Origin of the sequence: Pleomorphochaeta sp. (assembly GCF_050031695.1) — a bacterium.
In the GTDB taxonomy this organism is placed as follows: domain Bacteria; phylum Spirochaetota; class Spirochaetia; order Sphaerochaetales; family Sphaerochaetaceae; genus Pleomorphochaeta.
This window is the reverse complement of the sequence record NZ_JBNAIC010000013.1, coordinates 25,660-47,703: the sequence shown is the minus strand read 5'-3', so window position 1 is coordinate 47,703 and position 22,044 is coordinate 25,660. Positions and strand designations below refer to the sequence as shown.

Below are 22,044 nucleotides of genomic sequence, written 5' to 3'. Positions count from 1 at the left end.
CATATAAGCAAATAAGTCTTTATAAAGCTACAAATATTACTAATATATTGTATATTATTGTTTTGTTGATTACTAGTATTCAAATAATAAATTGCGAATTTAGCTTTTTTCTTGAACTAAGAATCTATTTCCTGCAAAATTAATTAAAAATGAACCAATTGGTGCTGTAATTAAAATACCAATAACTGCGAAAGTTAATACCATATTCCCACAAGCTAGACCTAAAGCTAGAGGAAGCCCTCCCATAGCAGCTTGAACTGTAGCTTTTGGCAATTCGCTAAATAAACAAAAGGCTCTTTCTTTTTTTGTTAATCCTGTTTTTGAAGTAGCTATGAAAGTCCCAACTGTTCTAAAAATTAAACCTAGGAAAATCATAATAATTAAGGCAAAGCCAGCATGAGTTGCATATTCTACATTAACTAATGCTCCTACTAATACAAATAATAGAATTTCAGCACCAACCCAAAGTTTTGAAAATTTAGGGGTTAATCTATCAGATAGGATAGGGTAATGAGCTTTAATAGTTAGACCAAGACTTATTATAGCGAGTAATCCTGATAAAGGTAATCTACCTTTTAAAAAAGCCTCTAAAGAAATAAATAAGAAACTTATTGAGAGAAGTAATAAAACTTTTACAGTATCTCTCATGTGAAATTTTTTGAAAAATCTTACTAGAATTTCACCACTCGCTACTCCTAAAATTATACCACTAACCATTGATATTGGAACATTTAATAGAGCTGTAGCATGAACCTCTCCACCTTTAGCTAATGTTACTAATGCTGTAAATATAACTATGCAATAAACATCATCTGCGGAAGATCCTGCAAGCATCATTTGTGGGATTGCTTTATTTGTTCCTCTTTTCTCTTCAATAAATCTTGTCATAGCAGGAACTACAACAGCAGGAGATACTGCAGCCATAACAGAACCTATAATTCCAGCTTCTAGTAATGGTATATTCAATAATTTAGGTGCTATTAGTAAGTAGGCTATAATCTCAAAGGATGCAGGTACAAAACATAGTAGAATTGCAGGTCTTCCAACTTTTTTTAAATCATTAATATCTAAAGATAGCCCTGCTTTCATAAGAATAATAATTAATGCAATCTCTCTTAAATCTGCAGAAATAAGGTTGATGTTTGGATCTAGTATGTTTAGAGAATAAGGTCCTAATATAACACCTATAAATAGCATTCCTATGATGTAAGGTAATTTAATTTTGTTAAAAATTACTTTTGAAAAAAGACCGAGTAGTACAATAATTGCAATGCTTAATAGCATAAAGCTCCCCTTAAGAGGCATAAAAAAAGATACCTCTGTTATTAAAATAAACAGAAGTCATTAGCATATAGCGGTTTGGATTATTATCCAGGGAGACATTCATTCCCTCATGTTTTGTAATATTAAAAAAAATGAGGGAAAAAAACAAGAGCGTAAAATTATTTATTTTCAGTAGAATCTAATGCCTTATTAATTATTTTCAATAATGGGTGGTTTGGCTTAAACTTTTCTATCATTGCCTTTTTGCTTTTTACTAAAATATCAAATGCAAATTCTTTCTCATTATTTATAATTGCTAAATTAGCTAGACGTAATAGAAAGGAGTATCTCTCTTCATCGGTTAAGGAAGATACTAATATTTTAGATTTATTAAATATTTCTAAATATATAGAATAAGCTTGTTTATAAAGCTTATTTTTTTCATAAAATAAAGCAACTGATAAAAGAATATTAGAGATATCCTCATCTTTATATTTTAGTTTAACAGCATATTCATATGCTTTTTTTAAGTAATGAAGTTGTTCTTCTTGTTTGTTAAAAACTTCTAAAAGGCTTGCTTTAAACATACAATAGGAAGGATATTTTGGATTAGTATCATCAAAAGAATAAATTTCTGCAACTTCTTTAGCTTTTGTTATGTTGCCATTTTTTAGATAAGCTAAACCTAGATTAATAATGGATTCACTTTTTAATAATATATCATCATTTTGTTGAATAATATCAAAAATCTCTTTAGCAATATCTAAAGCTTCTTCATAATCTTCATCTTCAAAGTATAAATCAAAAAGCTTATTTGATGTTCTAATATAGTGACAACTAGTCGGACCTGATATATTAAATGAATCAGATTTTGCATTTTCTAATTGAAAAATAGTTTCTTGCCTTTTTGCAAAGTGTTTTAAATCTGTTTTATCTTTTGCTAAAACTAATTGTTTCTTATAATTTTCCACTAACTTATCCTTATATAAATAAGATAATGATAGATCAATTTTTTTTCAATAAATATTTATAAATATCTTATAATATGTTGGATTTGCAATAGTTAGTTTCTGACATTTGTTTTTTATTGAATATAAAAAAGTAAAATGTTAAAATATAGGTATGATAAATTTTGATGAAAGAATTATTGAGTTATATAGTAAAATTGCTAAAGAAAATTATGTAAATACTATTAATATTGGTTTAGGGTATACAGCTGTAGAATTAAAAAATGGTTGTTGTGGAGTTTGTTGTACATTAATTGATTCTCATAAAACTTGTACTGTGTATAAAGTTAATGAAGATTTTGAAGATAAATGTTGTTATGAAGTTCTTATCTCTCTTAGAAAATATAAAGATCCTATTAGTAGAGCTGTGGTAATTGCTATGGTAAATGCTTTATCTCAATTAGATGAAAGATTAGTTGAAAATAAAGATAATAATACTTTATTTGAAGATTTAGGTCTTTTAGAAAATAAGAAGGTAGCAATGATTGGATTTTTTAATCCTATTGTAAAGGAATTTGAAAAAAGAGGTGTTAATGTAGTTGCTTACGATATTGGTAAGGATATTGGAAATGAAGAAGAATTCTATTCTTTTGTAAAAAATGAATCTTCAGCATTAATTATTACAGCAACAAGTTTTATTAATAATACTTTTGATTTTGTTTATGAAAAAATCATTAATTATACAAATCCTGTTGCTGTTTTAGGTCCATCTACAATAATGAATGAAGATTTATATAAAGATACACCTGTATCAATTATTGGTGGTACTTATGTAAGTAATTTAAGTGGTGTATTAAAATCAATTAGGATGGGAAAAGGTACTCCTAGTATCCATAAAAGTTCCAAAAAGATTTATAAAAAGATAAAATAGTATAAATTATTTGATAAATATTATGAAATAATGCAAAATTATTGTAAAAAGAAAAGTATTTGTTTCTTTTCTAAATAAAAATTGATAATATATTTGTTATATAATATAGGGGATTTTATTTATATGATTAATAGTGTGTTTATTTTAATTGGTGCAATAGTTTTATTAGCATGTGTTTATCTTTTTGCCACATTTAGAAAAGAAGAGCGTTGTGAATTCGGTATTATATCGAAGCGAATTACTTTAATTAATAATGTTTTCCATTTTTTAATATTCTTTTTTTTAATTGGTTATATTAGTGTATTATTTTCTCTTAACTCTAAAGAGGCACTTCCTTCTTTTGATTTAATATTATCACAAATTCTTTTTTGGGGATCTGTTTTTGTAGCTGTTACGATAATAATGCTAAAGATAATGCTAGAATATATTGTTAAGGCTAAATTAAATCAAATAGATCATTTGACAGGCTTAAATAATAAAATCTCTGGTAGCTGTAAAATAGATGATATATTATTAGAGTGTAAATATCCTGTATATCTGTCTGTTTTAGATTTGGATAATTTTAAAGCATTAAATGATATTTATGGGCATTTAATTGGCGATGAAGTTTTAGTAGATGTTGCTAAATTTATTAAAAAATATATTAATTCAGAAGAAGTTGCTTCAAGATTTGGTGGTGATGAATTTGTAATTGCTTTTTGTAACAGAAGTGAAGATGAAGTTATAACTATTTTAGAAAATATTAAAAAGGATATAAAAAATATATCAGAAAAATATAAAGAAGCTAATTTTAGTGTAAGTGTAGGTTTATCTTTTGGTGTTGGAAAGGGTGCTGGAGGAAGCACAACTTATAAAGATTTAATGATGAATGCTGATAAAGCTTTATATCATGTAAAGAAAAATGGTAAAGGTGCTATACATGTTTTTTCTGAAGATGTAATTCATTATTAGTAGAAAAAGGAAATTATAATGGCATTATGGAATCCTTGGCGAGGTTGTCACAAGTTTAGTGAAGGTTGTAGATACTGCTATATTCATAAAGGTGATTATAAAAGAAATATTGATACTAATATAATTAGAAAAACTTCTAATTTTTATTTACCATTAGAAAAAAATAAAAAAAATGAATTTAAATTAAAACCTAATTCTAAAGTATATGTATGCTTTTCCTCTGATTTTTTGATTAATGAAGCTGATCCTTGGAGAGATGAATGCTGGAGTATGATTAAAGAAAGAAGTGATTTACACTTCATCTTTTTAACCAAACGTATACATAGATTAGAGAACCATCTTCCTAAAGATTGGGGAGATGGTTATGATAATATTACTATTGGGTGTACTGTAGAAAATCAAAAGGCCGTAAACTTTCGACTACCGATTTTTAATGATATCCCTATAAAACATAGAAATATAATATGTCAGCCACTTATAGAGAGAGTTAATTTAGAAAATTATTTATCTGATATTGAATTAGTTGTAGTAGGTGGTGAATCAGATTACAATGCAAGAGTTTTAAATTATGATTGGGTATTAGAAATTAGAGAACAGTGTATAAACAATCAAACTTCATTTGAATTTAGGCAATGTGGAACTAATTTTATCAAAGATAATAAACAGTATAGATTGAATAATAAGCTATTAATGAGTCAAGCAAAGAAGGCAAATATAAATTATTATATATAATAGTTAAACAAATGCCTTCTAATTATATAAATCTATCCTAATGCTACATCTAATACCATCATAACAACAAAGCCTATTGCTACAGATATTGTTGCAATATCAGAATGCTCTCCAGATTGAGATTCTGGAACTAATTCTTCAACTACTACATAAATCATTGCACCAGCTGCGAATGCTAATAAATATGGTAATAACCCTGCAATTAATTGTGTTAATAATATAGTAACAAGTCCTGCAATAGGTTCAACAATTCCTGATAAAGTTCCTAAATAGAATGATTTTGTTTTAGTTCCACCATCAGCTTTTAATGGCATCGAAATAATAGCGCCTTCAGGGAAATTTTGTATAGCTATACCTAAAGATAATGCAAAAGCTCCTGAAACAGTTATTAAAGTGTTATTTGATAATAATCCAGCAAATACAACTCCTACAGCCATTCCTTCAGGTATGTTGTGAAGAGTTACTGCAAGAACAAGCATTGTTCTTTTTTTTAAATTTGAATGTAATCCTTCAGGCGTTGAACTCTCTGAATGTAGGTGTGGTATTATTTTATCTAATAATAATAGAAAAAATACACCAGTTAAGAAACCAATTGTTGCAGGAACCCATTCAATATTGCCTTGTGCTGCGGCCATTTCTAAAGAGGGTAAAAGTAGTGACCAAACTGATGCAGCAATCATAACTCCTGAAGCAAATCCAAGTAGCATTTTATGAAAATTGATACTCATTTCTTTTTTCATAAAGAAAACCATTGCCGATCCAAGTGTTGTACCAATAAATGGAATTAGTAAACCTAGTATAATAGTATTCATTTGATATACTCCTTTTAAAGTATTTCTAGTATAAAATAATTAAATAATATTAGCAATAGCTAACAAATATATTTTATAATATTTTTATTAAATATAAGATTTAGTGCCGTTAATTTGTTTTTTATAACACATTGTATATAAAAATTAATGTTAGTATCTCCTAACAAAAAAAGATGTTGTTTAACTATTTTGTATTGCGTATTTTAATTATTAGGTAGATACTATATATCCACATTTATAGGAGGTGTGAAATATGAAAAAATATAGAAGTACTTTCTTATTTTTATTAGTTTCATTTATTTTAGTTTTATCTAGTTGTTCTACAACTCAAGAAATGAAACAAATGCCAATGGAAAAAGAAGCTGTTGTTTATAATCAAATTGAGGCTTCAATTGTAGCAGCGGATAAATATGGTAATTTAGAAACTGATTTAATGGCAACTAAATTAATGGAAGAAGGATATGAATATGGTGATATGGTTAATATCATGATTAATGGAGTAACTTATCAAGCACCAATAGTTTCAACTTACAGTGATGTAGATGTTGGAAACTTTTTAATTCGTATTAAAGCAGATAAAGTTTACTTTGCTATTAATTATGGAAACTGCCTAAAAAAAACAGGGGCTAGTGAAGGTACTAAAATTGTAGTTTCAATGGCAGATAAAGGCTCTTATTTATTAGAATATAAGACAAGACATTTAACAAAATCTGAAGTTAGAGAAGATTATTCAAGTGATGAAGTTTTTGCAAATTTCAGAACAGTTAAAATTGGTGATATTAAATCAGATATGATTTTTAGATCTTGTAACCCTGCTTTAGCAGATGCAAGAGCTCCTTATGCAGAAGCATTAGCTAAGAAAAATAATATAAAAACAATTGTAAATTTAGCAGACAGCAAAGATAGTTTGATGGAAAATATTGATACTATTGTTTGGTATAGAGAAATGTATGAAAATGGTAAAATTATCTTATTAGATATGGATGTTGATTATACTTCAGATGATTTTGGCCAAAAATTAGCTAAAGGCTTTATTTTCATGAGTGAAAATGAAGGACCTTATTTAGTTCACTGTAATGAAGGAAAAGATAGAGCTGGTTTTGCAGCAGTAGTATTAGAAGCATTAATGAATGCAACATTAGAAGAAATTGAAACTGATTATATGTTGAGTTATGCTAATTACTATAATGTTGAAAAAGGTACAATGCAATATGATTATATAGCTGATACTCCATACAATATGTTAAAAAATATCGCTGGAGATATTGAAGTTACCAATGCTAATCTTTCAATGATTGCAGAAAAGTATTTAATGAAAATTGGATTAACTTCAAAGCAAATTATGAATTTAAAAAATAATTTAAAATAATTAATTATTCTTGATTATTTATTTAGGGTGCCCTTTTGATATGTGGCACCTTATTTTATTTTGTAATAAAATGAATATAATTTAAAAATGGTAGAAACACGCTCCGGTTGGTAGTCCGGAGGCAATTTTATTGTCAGTAACCTTCCTCCTGGTTGTCCATCCATTTATTCAATAAATTTTAGGAGGGCTTTATGTGTAGCGTAGGAAGTTTCAGTGTATTTTTTGAAGAACCTTTTTGGGTGGGAGTATTTGAAAGCCAAATAGATGGTGTAATTAAAATTGCAAAAGTAACATTTTATAAAGAACCAACAGAAAAGGAACTGCAGATATTCTTATTAGAAGAGTATGATAAATTAATATTTTTTGAAAAAATGGATAATGTAAAAGAAGAAAAAAATCTAAATTCTAAAAGAAAAATTAGAGATGCTAAAAAACAAATGAGAAAGACTTATAGTAATAGCAAATCTAAAGATTATATCAAACAACAGTTTGAACTTCTTAAAAAAGAGAAGAAGGTAAAAAAGTCTATTGAGAAAAAAAATATTAATGATGAGAAATTTATTCAGAGAAAAGCAAAGCGTAAAGAAAAACATAGAGGGCATTAAGCTCTCTATGTTTTTTGTTTTATAATAATTATATGAGAAAGTTAATATTTTTAAGAATAATTATTAAAAATATTAATAATATTAATATTTATTCTTGAAATAATTAATTTATTGTGTTATTTTAATAATGCAAGGAGCTTATATGCATAATTGGAAAAAATTATTTGAACTAAGTAAAGGTAAAAATTTTATAATAAAAAAAGTTTATATTCCTGAAGATAATATTTCAATTGAAGGGGACTTCCAATTATCTTCTTTATCAACTTTAAATATTGAAGATCAAAAGTTTATAGCCGCATTTATAAAAACACATGGTTCAATAAAACAAATGGAGCAATTATTTAATATAAGTTATCCAACCGTAAAAAATAAATTAAATGAATTATCAAAAAAAATTGATAGTTTAGAATATGATTTGAAAATAGAAGAAAAAATAGATGTTGAATCAGTATCTAATATTTTAGATAAGATATCAAATGGTGAAATTAATGTAGAAGATGCATTAAAGGAGCTTAAAAAATAATGGCTATGATAATATGGGGTCATATAATGAAAGAAAATGGAAAGACTATAAAATTTTTCTTTCCTTTAATCTTATTATACATATTAATATTACCTTTTTATTTTATAGCATTTATTGTCTATATATTTTTTCTAATTTTAAGTGAAAATAATTCTCCTTTTATTTCATATTTAAAAATCTTTTTAAATTTGCCAACTATATTTTCTGCGATGAAAGATTTAGAAATTGTTGTGAATAATTATAAGGAAGATATTAAAATTTATATCAAATGAGGTGTTTTATGAGTGAAGAAAAAATTAAAATTTTAGAGATGTTATCGAGTGGAAAAATTACTGTTGAAGAAGCAAGTAAATTAATTGATGCATCTGATTCGAAGTTAACTAATTTAAGTGGTTTAAAATTCTTTTATGTGAGTATAGAACCAAAGGAAACAGAAGCTGGAAAGAAAATAGGAAAAGTATTTGTTAAAGTTCCTTTTGCTTTAATTAAAGCGGGGTTTAATATTGCAGGTTTAATTCCTAAAGAAGCTCAAGAACAAATTAATAATGGATTAAAAAATCAAGGTATGAGTTTTGATTTTTCAGACCTAAAGCCTGAGAATATTGATGATTTAATGGCTTCTTTAGAGTTGTTAACAGTAGAAGTTGATAATGCAGATTCTTTAATAAAAGTATTTTGTAAATAATATTTAATAAAAAATAACATAGGGAAGTTGATATTATCAAAATCAAATCCCTATGTTTTTTTAGTAATTAATATCGACTATTTTTTATCGACAGAAATCCATACTTCGCTCTTATAATCTTTAGCTGTGATATCTCCATCAGGATATACTTCTAAGTAATATCCACCATTTGGAGTATATTCACTTGAAGGAAAGAATTCAGAATAAATAGAATGAAGTAACTCTTGAATTGCTGAAGGCATAGGTCCTTTGCATTTGAAAATAGCCCATGTTAATGGTTCTATTGTATCAATAATAAAATCATCTTCACATTTTTCACCATTGTAATAAACTCCTATACCATAAGGGAATTCATCTTTTCTGTCTGAGTTTTCAAAACATACTCCTACCACTGCATCGCCAAAAATACTATCTTTTTTAAAATATTTTGTGCATAAGGCATTAAAAGATCCATTTGTTTTGCATTCACTCCAAAAAGCTGGAATCTCTTTTTGTGATTTTTCAATCTCAATAGGAAAGTATTTTTTAATTGAAATTAGTTTAAATTCATCAAGTTTTTTAATTTGATAATCCATGATGCTACCTCCATCTAATGTTAATTTTACAGAAATCTTAGAAAAAGATTTAAGATTTCCACCATTTTTCTTAACTTGAGAAGGTTTGATATTATGAAAGCGAATAAAAGCTCTAGTAAAACTTTCAGGTGAATCGTAGCCATATTTAAATGCAATATCAATAATTTTAGAATTTGATGTTGCTAGTTCATTGCCTGCTAAAGAAAGACGTCTATTTCTTATGTATTCACCTAAAGTACAATTGCATAAAATTGAAAAAACTCTTTGAAAATTAGTTGCTGAAGAATTTGCTATTTTAGAAACATCTTCTAGATTAATTTCATTTGTTAAATTTTCTTCTACATAATTAATTGCGTTTTGCAGATTTTTTATCCAATCCATTATATCTTTTTCCTCTCTAAGATAGATTAAGAATAGTATAGCATAAAATATATTTCCTAACATTTTTTACTTTTAGGTGTATGGTTTTATTTAAGTATTTAATCTTGCTAATTAAGTGGACTATGATAACATATATTTGGAGTATTTATGAAAAAAGTAAAATTATTAGTATTAGATGTACAAAAAAATGGGCTTCCACAATATGAAAAGCAAACAATCGAAATTTCAAGTGATGGTTATATTAATCATTGTTTATATCCAATGGTTTATTTAGGATCTATGAAACGATATGAAATACAGATTGATAAAGATGTAATTGAAGAGTTTTTAAACCAATTTGATTTTAAAAAATGGCCAAAAGTTGTTTCTAAATCTTTAGATAGTTTTTCTTTTAATTTAAAAATATTATTTGATGATGGAGAAGTCTCTACTAACTCTGGATATATTAATTTAGATATGCCAAAAGAATATAAAGAGTTTGATGAAAAGTTAATTAATTTGGTTAACTTTATAGAATCTCCTTGGTTGTTTACAAAATAATTTATTGGTGAGTTATTAAGTTATAGGGTAATTTATAGAAATTGATCTTACATTTATAATTAACATTTTTTTTAAAAAAACATTAATTTTATTAAATATTGACAATTTTTCCTTTAGGAAACTATAATTAATTATTAGTTTCTTAAATGAAATAATTTTAAATGTAGTATATAGCTTTTGCTATTATTTGATTGCAATTTTTATTATTATCTAAAATTTGCATAAGGTTAAGGAGAATCTTATGAAAAAAATATTATCAATATTAATCGTTTTGTTGATTATATCAACACCTATTTTTGCAAGTAGCGATGATTCTTTAATAAATAAAGAAGATTCAGATATTCAATTTTTTGTTGAATATGAAACAGGAGCTGTTTCAGTTCTATATCACACAATTCAAATTGGAGACCCTGGAACTTTATTTAATTATGTGACCCAAGGGGGACAAGATGTTTTATTCCCTTTTGAAAGATTTAATGTAGGTGCTGTAATTAATGATAGACATCGTGTATCTTTTTTGTATCAACCTTTAGAAGTAAATACAGTTGTTCCATTTGAAGCTGATGTAACAATTGATGGAAAAACGTATACAGATGGAACAACTATGGAATTGAAATATGGTTTTCCATTTTGGAGAGTTTCTTATTCATATGATTTATTAGAAGAAGAAGAATTGGTATTTGGTGTAGGTGCTGCAATACAAATTAGAAATGCATCTATTGTGTTTAAAACAGTAGATGATTCTGAAGTTGCAACTGTATCTCAAAATGTTGGAATTGTTCCAGCACTTCATATATATTCTAGATGGGAAACTCCTCTTAACATTGATTTGTCAGCAGATATTACAGGTAGTTATGCGTCATCTGCTTTCTTTAATGGTGCAGATTTTGAATTTGAAGGTTCTCTTTTAGATGCTTCATTACGTGCTGGTTATCTTTTAAAGCATAATATTGAAATATTTGGTAATCTTCGCTTCTTAGGTGGAACTGCAAAGGGTACTAGTTCTTTTGATGGATCTTCTTGGTCTGTTGCTTCTACTGGAGGACGATATACTGAAAATAATCTTGCAACACTCTCAGCAACAGTTGGTGTAACTTTAAGATAAGTCAATTACATAAAAAAATAATATAATCTCTGAATAATAGTTAAATTTATCTTTTATTCAGAGATTTTTTTTGGAAAGGTATAAGAAAAATAAACTATAAGTTTCTGCTTAATAATTTTATTTAATATACCTTATTTTTATATTAAATTATTCAAACTTAAGATTAAAAATAAAATATATTAGAATTTTGATTATTTTGTTTTTCTATACATCTATTGCACATATTAACTACACATTATATTATCACCTAAACAAAGAGAGGGAAAAATGAAAAAAGAAGATACTAAATTATCAAAATATATTGTGAATAGATTTTTTACAGGATTTTTTGTTATTTTACCAATGAGTGTTACTATATGGTTAATTTATAAAATAGTAATAATCGGAGATGCCTTTTTTGCTAAAGTTTTAGAACAATATTTTGATAAACCAATACCCGGTTTAGGCTTTGTTATAACTATCTTCTTAATTTTTATAATTGGTGTTTTAGTAAATAGTTTAGTAGGTAGAAAAATAAGAGATTTGGTAGAATTATTCTTTTTAAGAATTCCTATAATAAAATCTATTTATTCACCATTAAAAGATTTTACTGAAAATTTTTCAAAAAAAGATTCATCAAACTTTAAAAAAGTTGTTTTTGTTAACTTCCCAAATGATAAACTTAGCAACAGTATAGGTTTTATTACTAACGAGTCAGTAATGATAAATAATGTAGATAAAACTGCAATATTTATTCCAACAACACCTAATCCAACTAATGGTTTTCTTATCTATTTAAATAAAGAAGATTATGTTGAATTAGATATGAAAGTAGATGAAGCTTTAAAAACTATAGTATCTTTAGGTGCTGTATCACCTGATAGAATTGAACTAAAATAGATATATTTTATCATCATTCTAAATCTTAATTTTTATACTATATAAACATTGACAAATTAAAATGTAGAGAAATATTATAAATATATAAGATAAATATGGGGTAAGGTAGTAATGGATTTATACAAATTAAAACTAGATAAATTTAATAATATATTAATCAAAAATTTTCCTAAAAAATATTCTCTAGGCATAGACAGTGTTAATGAAGATGAGTTAATAGATGTAATAATATATTACATTGATGAGTTTGATGATGTTCAAAAATTTGTGAGTTTATGTGAAACTGTTAATTTGAATAAAGAAAATAGAGTTATTTATGTATATGAAAAAGGTAGAAAAGATAAAGTAAATAGAGATGCTATTTATGAACCTTTTAAAACTAAAGAATATAAAAACTTTAAAATGAAAGCTCCAATGTTATGTTCCTTATCTGACAAATTAAGTGCTTTTGTACAACAGAAAATATTATAATAATTATTGAAATATATATCAGAAAAAAATAATTAATATTTATAAAGAAAAAGATGCGGCCAACTGGACTTGAACCAGCACAGGCTTTCGCCCACAAGCACCTCAAGCTTGCGTGTCTACCAAATTCCACCATAGCCGCGAAATGTATTTAACGTTTTGAAAGATACACTAAGAAGTTATTCTCGTCAAGTAATCCAATGGTTTTGATATGTTAATTACAACTATTTATTAAAGTTTAGATAGTGTTGCATGATTAATAAATGAAGAGTAAAGTGTTACTTATGAAGACATATCAAGAAATAAATTCTAAAGCTTGGGATAGTGAAGTTAATAATAAAAACTTTTGGACACTTCCTGTTACAAAAGAAGAGCTTCAAAAAGCTAAAAATGGTGAGATTAATATATATTTAACTCCTGGTAAATTTGTAAAAAATGAATGGGTAAAAGATGTTAAAAATAAGAAAATTTTAGCTTTAGCTTGTGGTGGTGGACAACAAGCAATTATATTTGCAGCTGCTAATAATGAAGTAACTGTTTTAGATAATAGTGAAAAACAATTACTGCAGGATAAAAAAACAGCAGAACATTTTAATTTAGATATCACAATTAAAAAAGCCGATATGCAAGATTTATCTTTATTTGAAGATAATACTTTTGATTATATATATAATCCTACATCAACTTGTTTTATTGAAGATGTAGAAAAAGTATATAGTGAATGTTTTAGAGTATTGAAAGAAGGTGGCGAATTTGTAACTAGCGCAACTAATCCTGTACTTTATCTATTTGATGAAAAAGATGTTTTAAGAAATAAATTAAAAGTCAAATATACTATTCCTTATTCAGATATAAAGAGTTTATCAAAAAAGAATTTACAAAAAATAATCGATAGTAATGATACATTAGAATTTAGTCATACGTGTGAAAAACTAATAGGTGGAATAACAAAAGCCGGTTTTGCAATAATAGATTTTTATACAGATAATAGTAATAACGAATTATTAGATAGTTTTATACATGATTGTTATTTTGCTATACGATGTAAAAAAATGGTTTCTATTCAGTAAAAAATATTATAAACTAATTAAAACAGAACAAACTCAAGGAGAAATTATGAAAATAGGAATTTTAACTAGTGGAGGAGACTGCCCAGGATTAAATGCAGTTATTAGAGGTTTTAGTAAATATATTTTTAATCAAATTAAAAATGTAACTGTATATGGTTTCACTGATGGGTATTATGGTCTAATTCATAATGAGCATAGAATTCTTAAAAAAGAAGATTTTTCTGGTATTCTTAATGTTGGAGGGACAATTTTAGGAACAAGTCGTCAACCATATAAATTAATGACAGTTGAAGATAGAAATGGATGTTCAAAGATTGATAAAATGGTAAAAACTTATAAAGAGTTAGGGCTAGATCTTTTAGTAACATTAGGTGGAGCAGGTACTCATAAAACAGCTGCACTATTAGACAAAGAAGGATTAAATGTAATAGGTCTTCCAAAGACCATAGATAATGATATTTGGGGTACTGATTTAACTTTTGGATTTAGTAGTGCTGTAGATATTGCAACAGAATGTATAGATAGAATTCATACAACAGCAGCTAGCCATGGTAGAACTATGTTTATTGAACTTATGGGAAATAAAGTAGGTTGGTTAACACTATATGCAGGTATTGCAGGTGGCGCTGATGCTGTATTACTTCCTGAATTCCCTTATGATCCTGAAGAAGTTGCTGCTTTAATTGAACAAAGAAATAAAGATGGTCATGCATTCTCAATTATTGCAATTGCTGAAGGAGCAATGACTAAAGCAGAAAATAAACTTAAAAAAGATGAAAGAATTGCTTATAGAGGAAATGAAGCAACTTCAACAAAAGCATTAGCTGCATATATTGAAAAGAAGTGTAATGTTGAAACTCGTATTGTAGTTCCAGGTCATCTTCAAAGAGGCGGAAACCCAAGTGCTTATGATAGATTATTATCATCAGAAATGGGTAGCTTTGCTGGGCGTTTAGCTTTAGAAGGAAAATATGGAACAACTGTTGCGATTAAAGATAATAAAATTACTTATAATAAATTGTCAGATATTGCAGGAAAAACTAAATACATTTCAACAGATCATCAAATGATTAATATAGCTAGAGCTATGGGAATTAGTTTAGGTGATGGTAAAAAATATAAACTTGAAGAAATTTAAGATATTTAAATTGCATAGAAAAACCTTTTAAGCAAATAATAAAGCTTAAAAGGTTTTTATTTTGTTTACCCTTTTACTGCCCCAGCTGTTACACCTTCTATAAATTGTTTAGACATTGTTAAATATAATAATAAAACAGGGATTGCAGATAATGTTAATACTGCTAATACTTTTGACCAGTCTGTTTGATATTGTCCAAATAATCTAGTAACTCCTAACAACAAGGTTTTACTTTTTTCATCTGAAATAAAAATTAATGGGAACCATAAATCATTCCAAAAAGGTACTAAATTATAAATTGCAACAGTTGATAAAGCTGGCTTGATTAATGGAATTATTACCATTCTAAAAATAGAAAATCTATTAGCTCCATCGATTATTGCAGCTTGAGATAATTCTAATGGTATTTCTCGGATAAATTCAGTTAATACAAAGATTCCAATAGGTATTCCCATAGCTACATAAATAGGTACTAAAGACCAAATAGTATTTAATAAATTTAAAAATTTCATTATTTCTAAAATTCTTATTGAAGCAATTTTTATTGGTAACATCATTCCTGCTATCATAAAAAAGAAAAGCAATCTAGATTGTTTTTTCTTCCAAAAAGCAAAAGCATATGCTGCTAGCGATGAAAATACTATCATAAGTAATAATGAAAAAATAACTACAATAAAACTGTTCTTAAAATAAATTAAAAAATCGCTATCTTTAAATACAGAACTATAATTTTTAAAATTAAATTTGCTAGGTAATCCAAAAGGATTAATGTAAATTGACAATCTTGTTTTAAAACTATTAATTACTAAAACATAAATAGGGAATAATACTATTAAGCCCCAAATTATCATAATGACATGATAAAAAACATGTCTATTTTGTTGTTTTAAGCTTTTTTGTTTTGACATATTATTTATCCCCGCTTGTAAATTTTAATATTGGTACAACCCCTAGTAATAAAACTATGAAGGTAATAGTAGCTACTGCTGCCCCAAGACCTGGATCTGCGATAGCAATTGGATGTTCTCCTGCTATACCAATTCTATAGAAGAAAGTACCAAGTAAATCTGTAGCGTAGTTAGGTGCCCCATTTACAGTTTCAGTTGCAAAAATAATGTCAAAAGCATTAAAGTTGTTTACAAAAGTTAAAATTGTTATCATACCAATAACAGGCTTGATTAGAGGCACTTTTATTTTAATAAATGTTTGCCAATGGCTTGCACCCTCTATTGATGCAACTTCTAAACAATCTTGAGGAATGTTTTTTAGAGCTGCTACAAACATCATTGTTGGAATCCCCATCCATTGCCAACAAGAAATAAGTGATACTGTAACTAGTGCTGTACTTCTAGAGCCTAACCAAGGTTGGGCTAAAAATTCTAAACCGATTTTAGCTAGAGTATCTCCAGCCCAAATTGGATTTAGTAATAATTTCCAAAGATAACCTGTAACTAATACAGCAAAAGTTGTTGGAATAAAGATAACAGTTTGATAGAAATTTTTTAATTTCATTGTTCTTGTTGTAATAATTACAGCAAATAATATTCCAAGGCCATTTTGTACAACCATATTAATTAAAAAGAAAATTACAGTGTGAGTAAATGCAGATTGATATCTAACAGATAGAAAATCATCTGTGAATAATTTAGTGAAGTTGCCAAAACCTATGAATTCTCTATTTAAAGAATTGCTTCCTGTATATAGGCTAAGTCTTAATGAATCTAGTAGAGGGTATGCCATAAAAACTATATAAATAATTAAAGCTGGCAAAATGTAAAGCATCCAATACCAGCTGCTAGGTTCAACAGACAAATGTTTGTTATTTTTGTTTTTTCCCATATTATTTTCCATAATAGCTGCTAAGAAACTTAGCAGCTATATATTATTAAAATTTTTATAAATCTAGTTTATCATAAGCCATTTGAATTTCATTAGCAGCTTCTTTAGGTGTTAATTCATTTTTCATAACTTTGATTACAGCTTGATCGATTGGTGAATATAATTCTAATAGTACTGGCCATACAAATCTTGCATCAGTTTCTTTGCCTTCATTTAAGGCTAAGAATTCATTAGCTTGTTGTAGTTCAATATCAATTGAAGCATCAATCATAGGGAAGAATCCAGCTGGTAAGTATTTAGAAGCTGTAGTAGCTCCTTCAACTGTACATAACCAACTTAAGAAAGCTTTAGCTTCTTTAGGATATTCAGTTTTAGTATTCATTGTTATTGCCATATCAGGGTGAAAACAAATTGCTGTATCATTACCTTTAGGTGCAGGTATTGCAAAAATACCCCAATCAAAAGCAACTTCACCATATGTTCCAACAGACCAAGATCCATCAATAAACATAGCAGCTTTTCCTGTTGCAAATAATGCTTGAGAGTCATTATATGTTACAGATTCAAATCCTTTTGGACAATATTTTGCTACATCTTTCATAGCTGTGAAAGCCATTACAAATTTATCATTGTTAAGCTTTAAATCACCACTTTCATATTTTACTCTTTCACTTGCACCGCCAATATAGTTAGGTAAAGCACCTAAGAAGAAAGTTTCAAAAATATCCCATTCATCAGCTAAACCATTAGCAAGAGGAGTTACTCCATTTGATTGAAGTTTTTCACAAGCAACTAAGAATTCTTCCCAAGTATTAGGAATTGCAACATTAGCTTTTTTGAATAAATCTTTATTATAGTAAACACCATGAGATACAGCTGCAAAAGGAACAGCAAACATTTTTCCATCAGGAGCCATCCAAGGGGCTTTATTAGAATCTGTAAAATTTGATAAACCTTCAATATCAGAACAATCAGCAAAGAAACCTGCTTGATATAATTCAATTCCAGGTGCGTAAGATCTAGCATACATTAAATCAGGACCAGTTTCTGATTCTAATTGTAATCTAAGTGTAGCATTGTAATCTGCAGGATTAGTAGGCTTAAATTCGATTTCAACATTAGGTGCAACTTTTTTATAAACATCTAATAAGTTGTTCATAGCTTCAACGTCATCAGCTCTCCATGATCCCATTGTTAATACAACAGTCTCTGATTCAGTTTCACTACTACCTCCAGCAAAAACACTAGGTGTTAATACAAGTAGTAGGCTTAATAATACAAAAAGCATCTTTTTTTTCATTTTATAATCTCTCCTTTGGTTATAAACCATTATTAGTATGGTATCTTTTTATTTATTCTGTCAATGAAAAAAAGGAGATTATAATTAATAATATAGTCTTTTATTTTATTTAATTAATACAATTTCAGTATAATTTATTTGTATACAAACAATTAATTATAATAGGTTAATTAAATAAGTACAATATATTAACATATATGTACTATAAATTTGTTTATATTCACTAGTAAATAGTGGTTGTATTTTTTCATTGACAGAATAAATGAATTATTTGATAATGAAATAAATAATAGAGGTATCAAATGGCAAATAGTCAATATCAAAAACTTGTAAATTCAACACAGATACTAAGAGAACTTCAAACCGGACCAAAGTCTAGGAATTATTTAGTGAAAACTTTAAATCTCCAGCCTTCTACTGTTACATATACTTTAAACAGATTAAAAGATATTAATTTGGTCATTGATAGTAAAAATGTAAGTAGTGATAATCATAAAAAAGGTAGAAAAAGTACAGAAGTATTAATAAATAAAGAATCTGGGGTAGTTTTTGGTGTTGATTTATTAGTAGATAGCTTTAAAGTTGTAATTACATATTTAGATCAATCATTATTTACAGAAATTGAAGAAACCTTTAATGAAGTAATTATTACAGCAGAGAAAGGGACTGAGAAGAGATTTAAGCAGTGTATTAATTATGTATTATCAATAGTAGAAGCAAAATGTTGTAATACTAAAATATTTGGTGGCTGTATTTCTGTTGCTGCTATTATTGGTTTTGATGGGACAACATTAATTAGAAGTTTAACACATGATATATTGAATGTTAGTATTTTAGATTGTATAGAAAATAGAAATTATCCAATATATATGGAAAATGATGCTAATTGTGCTGCAATAAAATATAGAGAAAATGAAAGTGATAGTTATTTATATTCCTTAGTTAGAACATATTATAATAATATTTTACCTGATGGTGTTCCTGTTTTAGGGGTTGGTATGGGTATTGTAATAAATGGTAAAATCTATAGGGGTTTTGACTCTAAAGCTGGAGAGTTTATAAATTTTGTTTATCAAGAGGGTAAGCAAAATAGGCAACTTGATATTGCTAATGAAGAGTTAATGGAACTAAATAATAATAAAGCTAGTCTAAAGCTATTTATAGATAATTATGTTAATAAATTATTATTTACTAATGCATTTTTAAATCCAAGGACTATTTATCTTGGAGGTGATTCAGAAGTTTGGAATGATAATATCTTAAAAAATATTGAAGATAAATTTCCTGAAAAAACAGAAGAAGAGATAATAAATACTTTTTGTTTCACTTTCTTAAATCATAGTGAAAATGATATAGCATATGGAGCAAGTAAACTTATGATTGATTTCTTATTCCATATGCCATATTTACATTCCAAAATACAAACTTGGGAGCAAAAAGATTCTCCTCTTATAGTTGGTATTTAAACTAGCTTTTCAAATTCATTTATTAATGATTCTAAGTGATTTATTGCTTCAATTATTGGTTCTTTTTCACTCATATCAACACCTGCTAATTTAAGTGTATCTATTGGGAAGAGAGATCCTCCACTTTTTAAGAAACTCATATAATTATTTAAATCATTTTCATCGCCATTTAATACTTTTTTACTAAGAGCAATAGCTGCAGAAATACCTGTAGCATATTTATAGACATAATAAGAAGAATAGAAGTGTGGAATTCTTAATCCTTCCATATCACTAACTTCTAATAATTCAACATTATCACCAAAATATAGTTCTAATAGTTTTCTGTATTCGCCTCTCATAACATCAACTGTTATAGGTTGTCCTTCTTCAGCTAATTTATGCATGATATGTTCATATTCAGCAAACATAGTTTGTCTAAATAATGTTGCAATAATATCATCAATTTGTTTACCAATTATATAAGCTTTCTCATTTTCATCTTTTGCATTTTCTATTAGATATTTTGCTAGTAATTGTTCATTAAATGTTGATGCAACTTCAGCCTCAAATATAGTATAGTTATGATTGAAATAATTATTATTTTTTGCACTATAATAGGAGTGCATTGAATGACCTCCTTCATGAGCCATTGTAAATATATCTCTTAAATCATCTTCTTTATAATTTAATAATATATATGGAAAGCTTGTATAAGTTCCACTTGAAAAAGCTCCACTTCTTTTGCCTTCATTTTCATATTTATCAACCCATCTGTCTGTTGTTAAGCCTTTTTTAAGTGTTGATGTATAGGCTTCTCCTAAAGGTGCTAAAGCTTTTATAACTAAATCAACAGCTTCATCATATGAGTGGTGAGTTTCAAAGCCTTTAACTAAAGAAGTATAAACATCATAGTGTTTTATTTTTTCTTTATTCATTAATTTTGCTCTAAGACCATAATATTTATGTAGAACATCTAATCCATTATGAACTTGATCAATTAAATTATCATAAACATCTTCACTTACATTATCACTATATAATTTTTTACTTCTTGTTGATTTATAATCTCTAACTTTTGATGAGAAAATATCTTGTCTAATAGAAGTTTCATATACGTTTGCTAAAGTGTATTGATGGTCTTCATAAACTTTATATAATTGAAGATAAGCTTTTTTTCTAATTTCTTCATTTTCATCTTTTAAGAAGATGGAAAAAGTAGATTGTGTTAAAGGTTTATTATCAATTTCACCAAATTTAAAATCAACATTAGTTAAATCACTAAATATTTTACTAGCTTTTCCACCAACTTCCATTTGAGCTGCTAATATCTTTTCTGATTTTTCATCTAAAATATGGTCTTTTTGTCTTTTTAGTCTAAACAAAGTAACTTTTAAATCATTAAAATCTTCATCATTTAAATATTCATTAAATTTATCATCTTCTAAACTTAAGATTTCACTATCCCAAAAGGCTAAAGATGAAACATACTTAGTGTAAACTGTGGTAACAGCACTCATCATTTTTAAGTTGTTTACATCACTTGAATCAGAAGAAGCTTTAAGTTGTGCATATTGAAATAGGTTTTCTAATTCGATATCACTATCTTTCATCCATTGATAAGCTTTTAATAAACTTTTTTTAGATGTAATTAAATTACCTTTTAAACTTTCAGCTTCATTAATTCTTTTTTCCTCAAATTGTTTTAACTGATTATAAAAATCTTCATCAGTTTTAAATAATGGTGATAAATCCCATGTGTCATTTTTATTTATTTCACTTCTTTTCATTTAGTTGTTCCTTATTCGATATTTTCTAATATTTTATTCATAGCTCTAGCAGCTCTTCCTCTATGACTGTATAACCCTTTAGTCTCTCCATCTATTTCTGCCATAGTTTTATTTAGTTCAGGTAAAAAGAAAACAGGATCATAACCAAAACCATCTTTACCAAATTGTTTTTCTGTTATTATTCCTTTTACTTCTTCTGTTACAGTATAAATTCTATTAGGTGAAATATATGCAACTAAAGTGCAAACAAAGCTAGCATTTCTATTTGTTTCATTTTTTAGATTACTAAGTAAGTATTCATTTCTTTCACTACTTTCAAGAATACGATTAAATACATCACTACCATATCTTGCAGTTTTAACACCAGGTTCATTATTTAATGCTTCGACACATAAGCCTGAATCATCTGCTATAACGGGTTTTTGTAATATATCATAAAGAGCTTTAGCTTTAATAAGAGCGTTTCCCAAAAAGGTGGGTTCATTCTCATCTACTTCTACCATGTTTGTTGCTTTTATTATTTCAATATTAGGCATCAAATCTTTTAATTCATAATATTTATGATCATTTGTTGTTGCTAAAATAAATTCCATAATAAAAAGATACCGTTAGAATAAAAACTAGACAAGTAAATACTTAATATTTTAAATAAATTTCTTGCAAAATAAAATATTCAATGTTTTACTATTTATAGTA

At 27.0% G+C, this 22,044-nt stretch carries 23 protein-coding genes, 1 tRNA gene and 1 riboswitch; of the genes, 14 read left to right on the top strand and 10 right to left on the bottom strand.

The genetic code is table 11. The features are described 5' to 3' along the window. Window positions 1-99 precede the first annotated feature (99 nt). Both ACPKM0_RS01980 and ACPKM0_RS01975 read right to left on the bottom strand, forming a co-directional pair. Window positions 100-1,284: a cation:proton antiporter gene (locus ACPKM0_RS01980; protein WP_472473118.1), complete on the bottom strand. Its 1,185-nt coding sequence runs from the start codon at window positions 1,282-1,284 to the stop codon at window positions 100-102. A gap of 44 nt (window positions 1,285-1,328) precedes the next feature. After that, window positions 1,329-1,400: riboswitch (Fluoride riboswitch) on the bottom strand. 42 nt (window positions 1,401-1,442) lie between these two features. Continuing rightward, the gene (locus tag ACPKM0_RS01975; RefSeq protein WP_472473117.1) at window positions 1,443-2,234 is read right to left on the bottom strand and encodes a tetratricopeptide repeat protein; all 792 of its coding nucleotides are present in this window, start codon (window positions 2,232-2,234) and stop codon (window positions 1,443-1,445) included. 151 nt (window positions 2,235-2,385) lie between these two features. Between ACPKM0_RS01975 and ACPKM0_RS01970 the strand changes: the two genes are divergently transcribed. From ACPKM0_RS01970 to ACPKM0_RS01960, 3 genes are all read left to right on the top strand, one after another. Beyond that, the gene (locus ACPKM0_RS01970) at window positions 2,386-3,141 is read left to right on the top strand and encodes a Rossmann-like domain-containing protein (protein WP_472473116.1); all 756 of its coding nucleotides are present in this window, start codon (window positions 2,386-2,388) and stop codon (window positions 3,139-3,141) included. Window positions 3,142-3,264: 123 nt separating this feature from the next. Further along, window positions 3,265-4,092 (top strand): GGDEF domain-containing protein, encoded by an 828-nt coding sequence (locus ACPKM0_RS01965; protein WP_472473115.1) that lies wholly within the window; start codon window positions 3,265-3,267, stop codon window positions 4,090-4,092. Between the two features lie 18 nt (window positions 4,093-4,110). Continuing rightward, complete coding sequence (locus ACPKM0_RS01960) at window positions 4,111-4,824, top strand: DUF5131 family protein (protein ID WP_472473114.1); 714 nt, start codon at window positions 4,111-4,113, stop codon at window positions 4,822-4,824. A gap of 32 nt (window positions 4,825-4,856) precedes the next feature. Here the strand turns inward: ACPKM0_RS01960 and ACPKM0_RS01955 are convergent, their stop codons facing one another. Then, window positions 4,857-5,636 (bottom strand): ZIP family metal transporter, encoded by a 780-nt coding sequence (locus ACPKM0_RS01955; protein WP_472473113.1) that lies wholly within the window; start codon window positions 5,634-5,636, stop codon window positions 4,857-4,859. 253 nt (window positions 5,637-5,889) lie between these two features. Between ACPKM0_RS01955 and ACPKM0_RS01950 the strand changes: the two genes are divergently transcribed. The 4 genes from ACPKM0_RS01950 to ACPKM0_RS01935 all read left to right on the top strand — a co-directional run bounded on the left by ACPKM0_RS01950 (window position 5,890) and on the right by ACPKM0_RS01935 (window position 8,818). Next, window positions 5,890-7,005, top strand: a complete 1,116-nt coding sequence (locus ACPKM0_RS01950) for a tyrosine-protein phosphatase (protein WP_472473112.1) — start codon at window positions 5,890-5,892, stop codon at window positions 7,003-7,005. Window positions 7,006-7,196: 191 nt separating this feature from the next. Then, window positions 7,197-7,610 (top strand): YjdF family protein, encoded by a 414-nt coding sequence (locus ACPKM0_RS01945; RefSeq protein ID WP_472473111.1) that lies wholly within the window; start codon window positions 7,197-7,199, stop codon window positions 7,608-7,610. Window positions 7,611-7,752: 142 nt separating this feature from the next. Further along, window positions 7,753-8,133: a DUF2089 family protein gene (locus ACPKM0_RS01940; protein ID WP_472473110.1), complete on the top strand. Its 381-nt coding sequence runs from the start codon at window positions 7,753-7,755 to the stop codon at window positions 8,131-8,133. Window positions 8,134-8,413: 280 nt separating this feature from the next. Beyond that, the gene (locus tag ACPKM0_RS01935) at window positions 8,414-8,818 is read left to right on the top strand and encodes an SHOCT-like domain-containing protein (protein ID WP_472473109.1); all 405 of its coding nucleotides are present in this window, start codon (window positions 8,414-8,416) and stop codon (window positions 8,816-8,818) included. 77 nt (window positions 8,819-8,895) lie between these two features. Here the strand turns inward: ACPKM0_RS01935 and ACPKM0_RS01930 are convergent, their stop codons facing one another. Then, complete coding sequence (locus tag ACPKM0_RS01930; RefSeq protein ID WP_472473108.1) at window positions 8,896-9,774, bottom strand: AraC family transcriptional regulator; 879 nt, start codon at window positions 9,772-9,774, stop codon at window positions 8,896-8,898. Window positions 9,775-9,921: 147 nt separating this feature from the next. Between ACPKM0_RS01930 and ACPKM0_RS01925 the strand changes: the two genes are divergently transcribed. The 4 genes from ACPKM0_RS01925 to ACPKM0_RS01910 all read left to right on the top strand — a co-directional run bounded on the left by ACPKM0_RS01925 (window position 9,922) and on the right by ACPKM0_RS01910 (window position 12,769). After that, complete coding sequence (locus tag ACPKM0_RS01925) at window positions 9,922-10,314, top strand: hypothetical protein (RefSeq protein ID WP_472473107.1); 393 nt, start codon at window positions 9,922-9,924, stop codon at window positions 10,312-10,314. Window positions 10,315-10,555: 241 nt separating this feature from the next. Continuing rightward, window positions 10,556-11,419, top strand: a complete 864-nt coding sequence (locus ACPKM0_RS01920) for a hypothetical protein (RefSeq protein WP_472473106.1) — start codon at window positions 10,556-10,558, stop codon at window positions 11,417-11,419. A 267-nt stretch (window positions 11,420-11,686) separates the two neighbouring features. Beyond that, complete coding sequence (locus ACPKM0_RS01915; protein WP_472473105.1) at window positions 11,687-12,298, top strand: DUF502 domain-containing protein; 612 nt, start codon at window positions 11,687-11,689, stop codon at window positions 12,296-12,298. A 111-nt stretch (window positions 12,299-12,409) separates the two neighbouring features. Beyond that, complete coding sequence (locus tag ACPKM0_RS01910) at window positions 12,410-12,769, top strand: hypothetical protein (RefSeq protein ID WP_472473104.1); 360 nt, start codon at window positions 12,410-12,412, stop codon at window positions 12,767-12,769. Between the two features lie 54 nt (window positions 12,770-12,823). Here ACPKM0_RS01910 and ACPKM0_RS01905 read toward each other — a convergent pair. Then, window positions 12,824-12,908: transfer RNA gene (locus ACPKM0_RS01905), tRNA-Leu, on the bottom strand. A 142-nt stretch (window positions 12,909-13,050) separates the two neighbouring features. Here ACPKM0_RS01905 and ACPKM0_RS01900 point away from each other — a divergent pair. Together ACPKM0_RS01900 and ACPKM0_RS01895 are read left to right on the top strand one after the other, a co-directional pair. Further along, window positions 13,051-13,836 (top strand): class I SAM-dependent methyltransferase, encoded by a 786-nt coding sequence (locus tag ACPKM0_RS01900; protein WP_472473103.1) that lies wholly within the window; start codon window positions 13,051-13,053, stop codon window positions 13,834-13,836. Window positions 13,837-13,882: 46 nt separating this feature from the next. Beyond that, window positions 13,883-14,974 carry a 6-phosphofructokinase gene (locus ACPKM0_RS01895; protein WP_472473102.1) on the top strand — a complete coding sequence of 364 codons (1,092 nt, stop codon included), beginning with the start codon at window positions 13,883-13,885 and terminating at the stop codon, window positions 14,972-14,974. A 65-nt stretch (window positions 14,975-15,039) separates the two neighbouring features. Here the strand turns inward: ACPKM0_RS01895 and ACPKM0_RS01890 are convergent, their stop codons facing one another. From ACPKM0_RS01890 to ACPKM0_RS01880, 3 genes are read right to left on the bottom strand one after another with little or no spacing between them, the layout of a single operon-like run. After that, window positions 15,040-15,882 carry a carbohydrate ABC transporter permease gene (locus tag ACPKM0_RS01890; RefSeq protein WP_472473101.1) on the bottom strand — a complete coding sequence of 281 codons (843 nt, stop codon included), beginning with the start codon at window positions 15,880-15,882 and terminating at the stop codon, window positions 15,040-15,042. 1 nt (window position 15,883) lies between these two features. Further along, on the bottom strand, window positions 15,884-16,813 hold the full coding sequence (locus ACPKM0_RS01885) for a carbohydrate ABC transporter permease (RefSeq protein ID WP_472473100.1): 930 nt from the start codon (window positions 16,811-16,813) through the stop codon (window positions 15,884-15,886). Between the two features lie 55 nt (window positions 16,814-16,868). Next, window positions 16,869-18,113 (bottom strand): ABC transporter substrate-binding protein, encoded by a 1,245-nt coding sequence (locus ACPKM0_RS01880; protein WP_472473099.1) that lies wholly within the window; start codon window positions 18,111-18,113, stop codon window positions 16,869-16,871. Window positions 18,114-18,415: 302 nt separating this feature from the next. On the opposite strand from ACPKM0_RS01880, the gene ACPKM0_RS01875 reads away from it, so the two are divergent. Beyond that, on the top strand, window positions 18,416-19,579 hold the full coding sequence (locus ACPKM0_RS01875; protein WP_472473098.1) for a hypothetical protein: 1,164 nt from the start codon (window positions 18,416-18,418) through the stop codon (window positions 19,577-19,579). Here ACPKM0_RS01875 and pepF read toward each other — a convergent pair. Together pepF and rdgB are read right to left on the bottom strand one after the other, a co-directional pair. Then, a complete protein-coding gene (gene pepF, locus ACPKM0_RS01870) occupies window positions 19,576-21,348 on the bottom strand; it encodes an oligoendopeptidase F (protein WP_472473097.1) in 1,773 nt (590 codons plus the stop codon). The genes ACPKM0_RS01875 and pepF overlap by 4 nt on opposite strands. Before the next feature lie 11 nt (window positions 21,349-21,359). After that, window positions 21,360-21,941, bottom strand: a complete 582-nt coding sequence (rdgB, locus tag ACPKM0_RS01865) for an RdgB/HAM1 family non-canonical purine NTP pyrophosphatase (protein ID WP_472473096.1) — start codon at window positions 21,939-21,941, stop codon at window positions 21,360-21,362. Window positions 21,942-22,044: the final 103 nt, after the last annotated feature.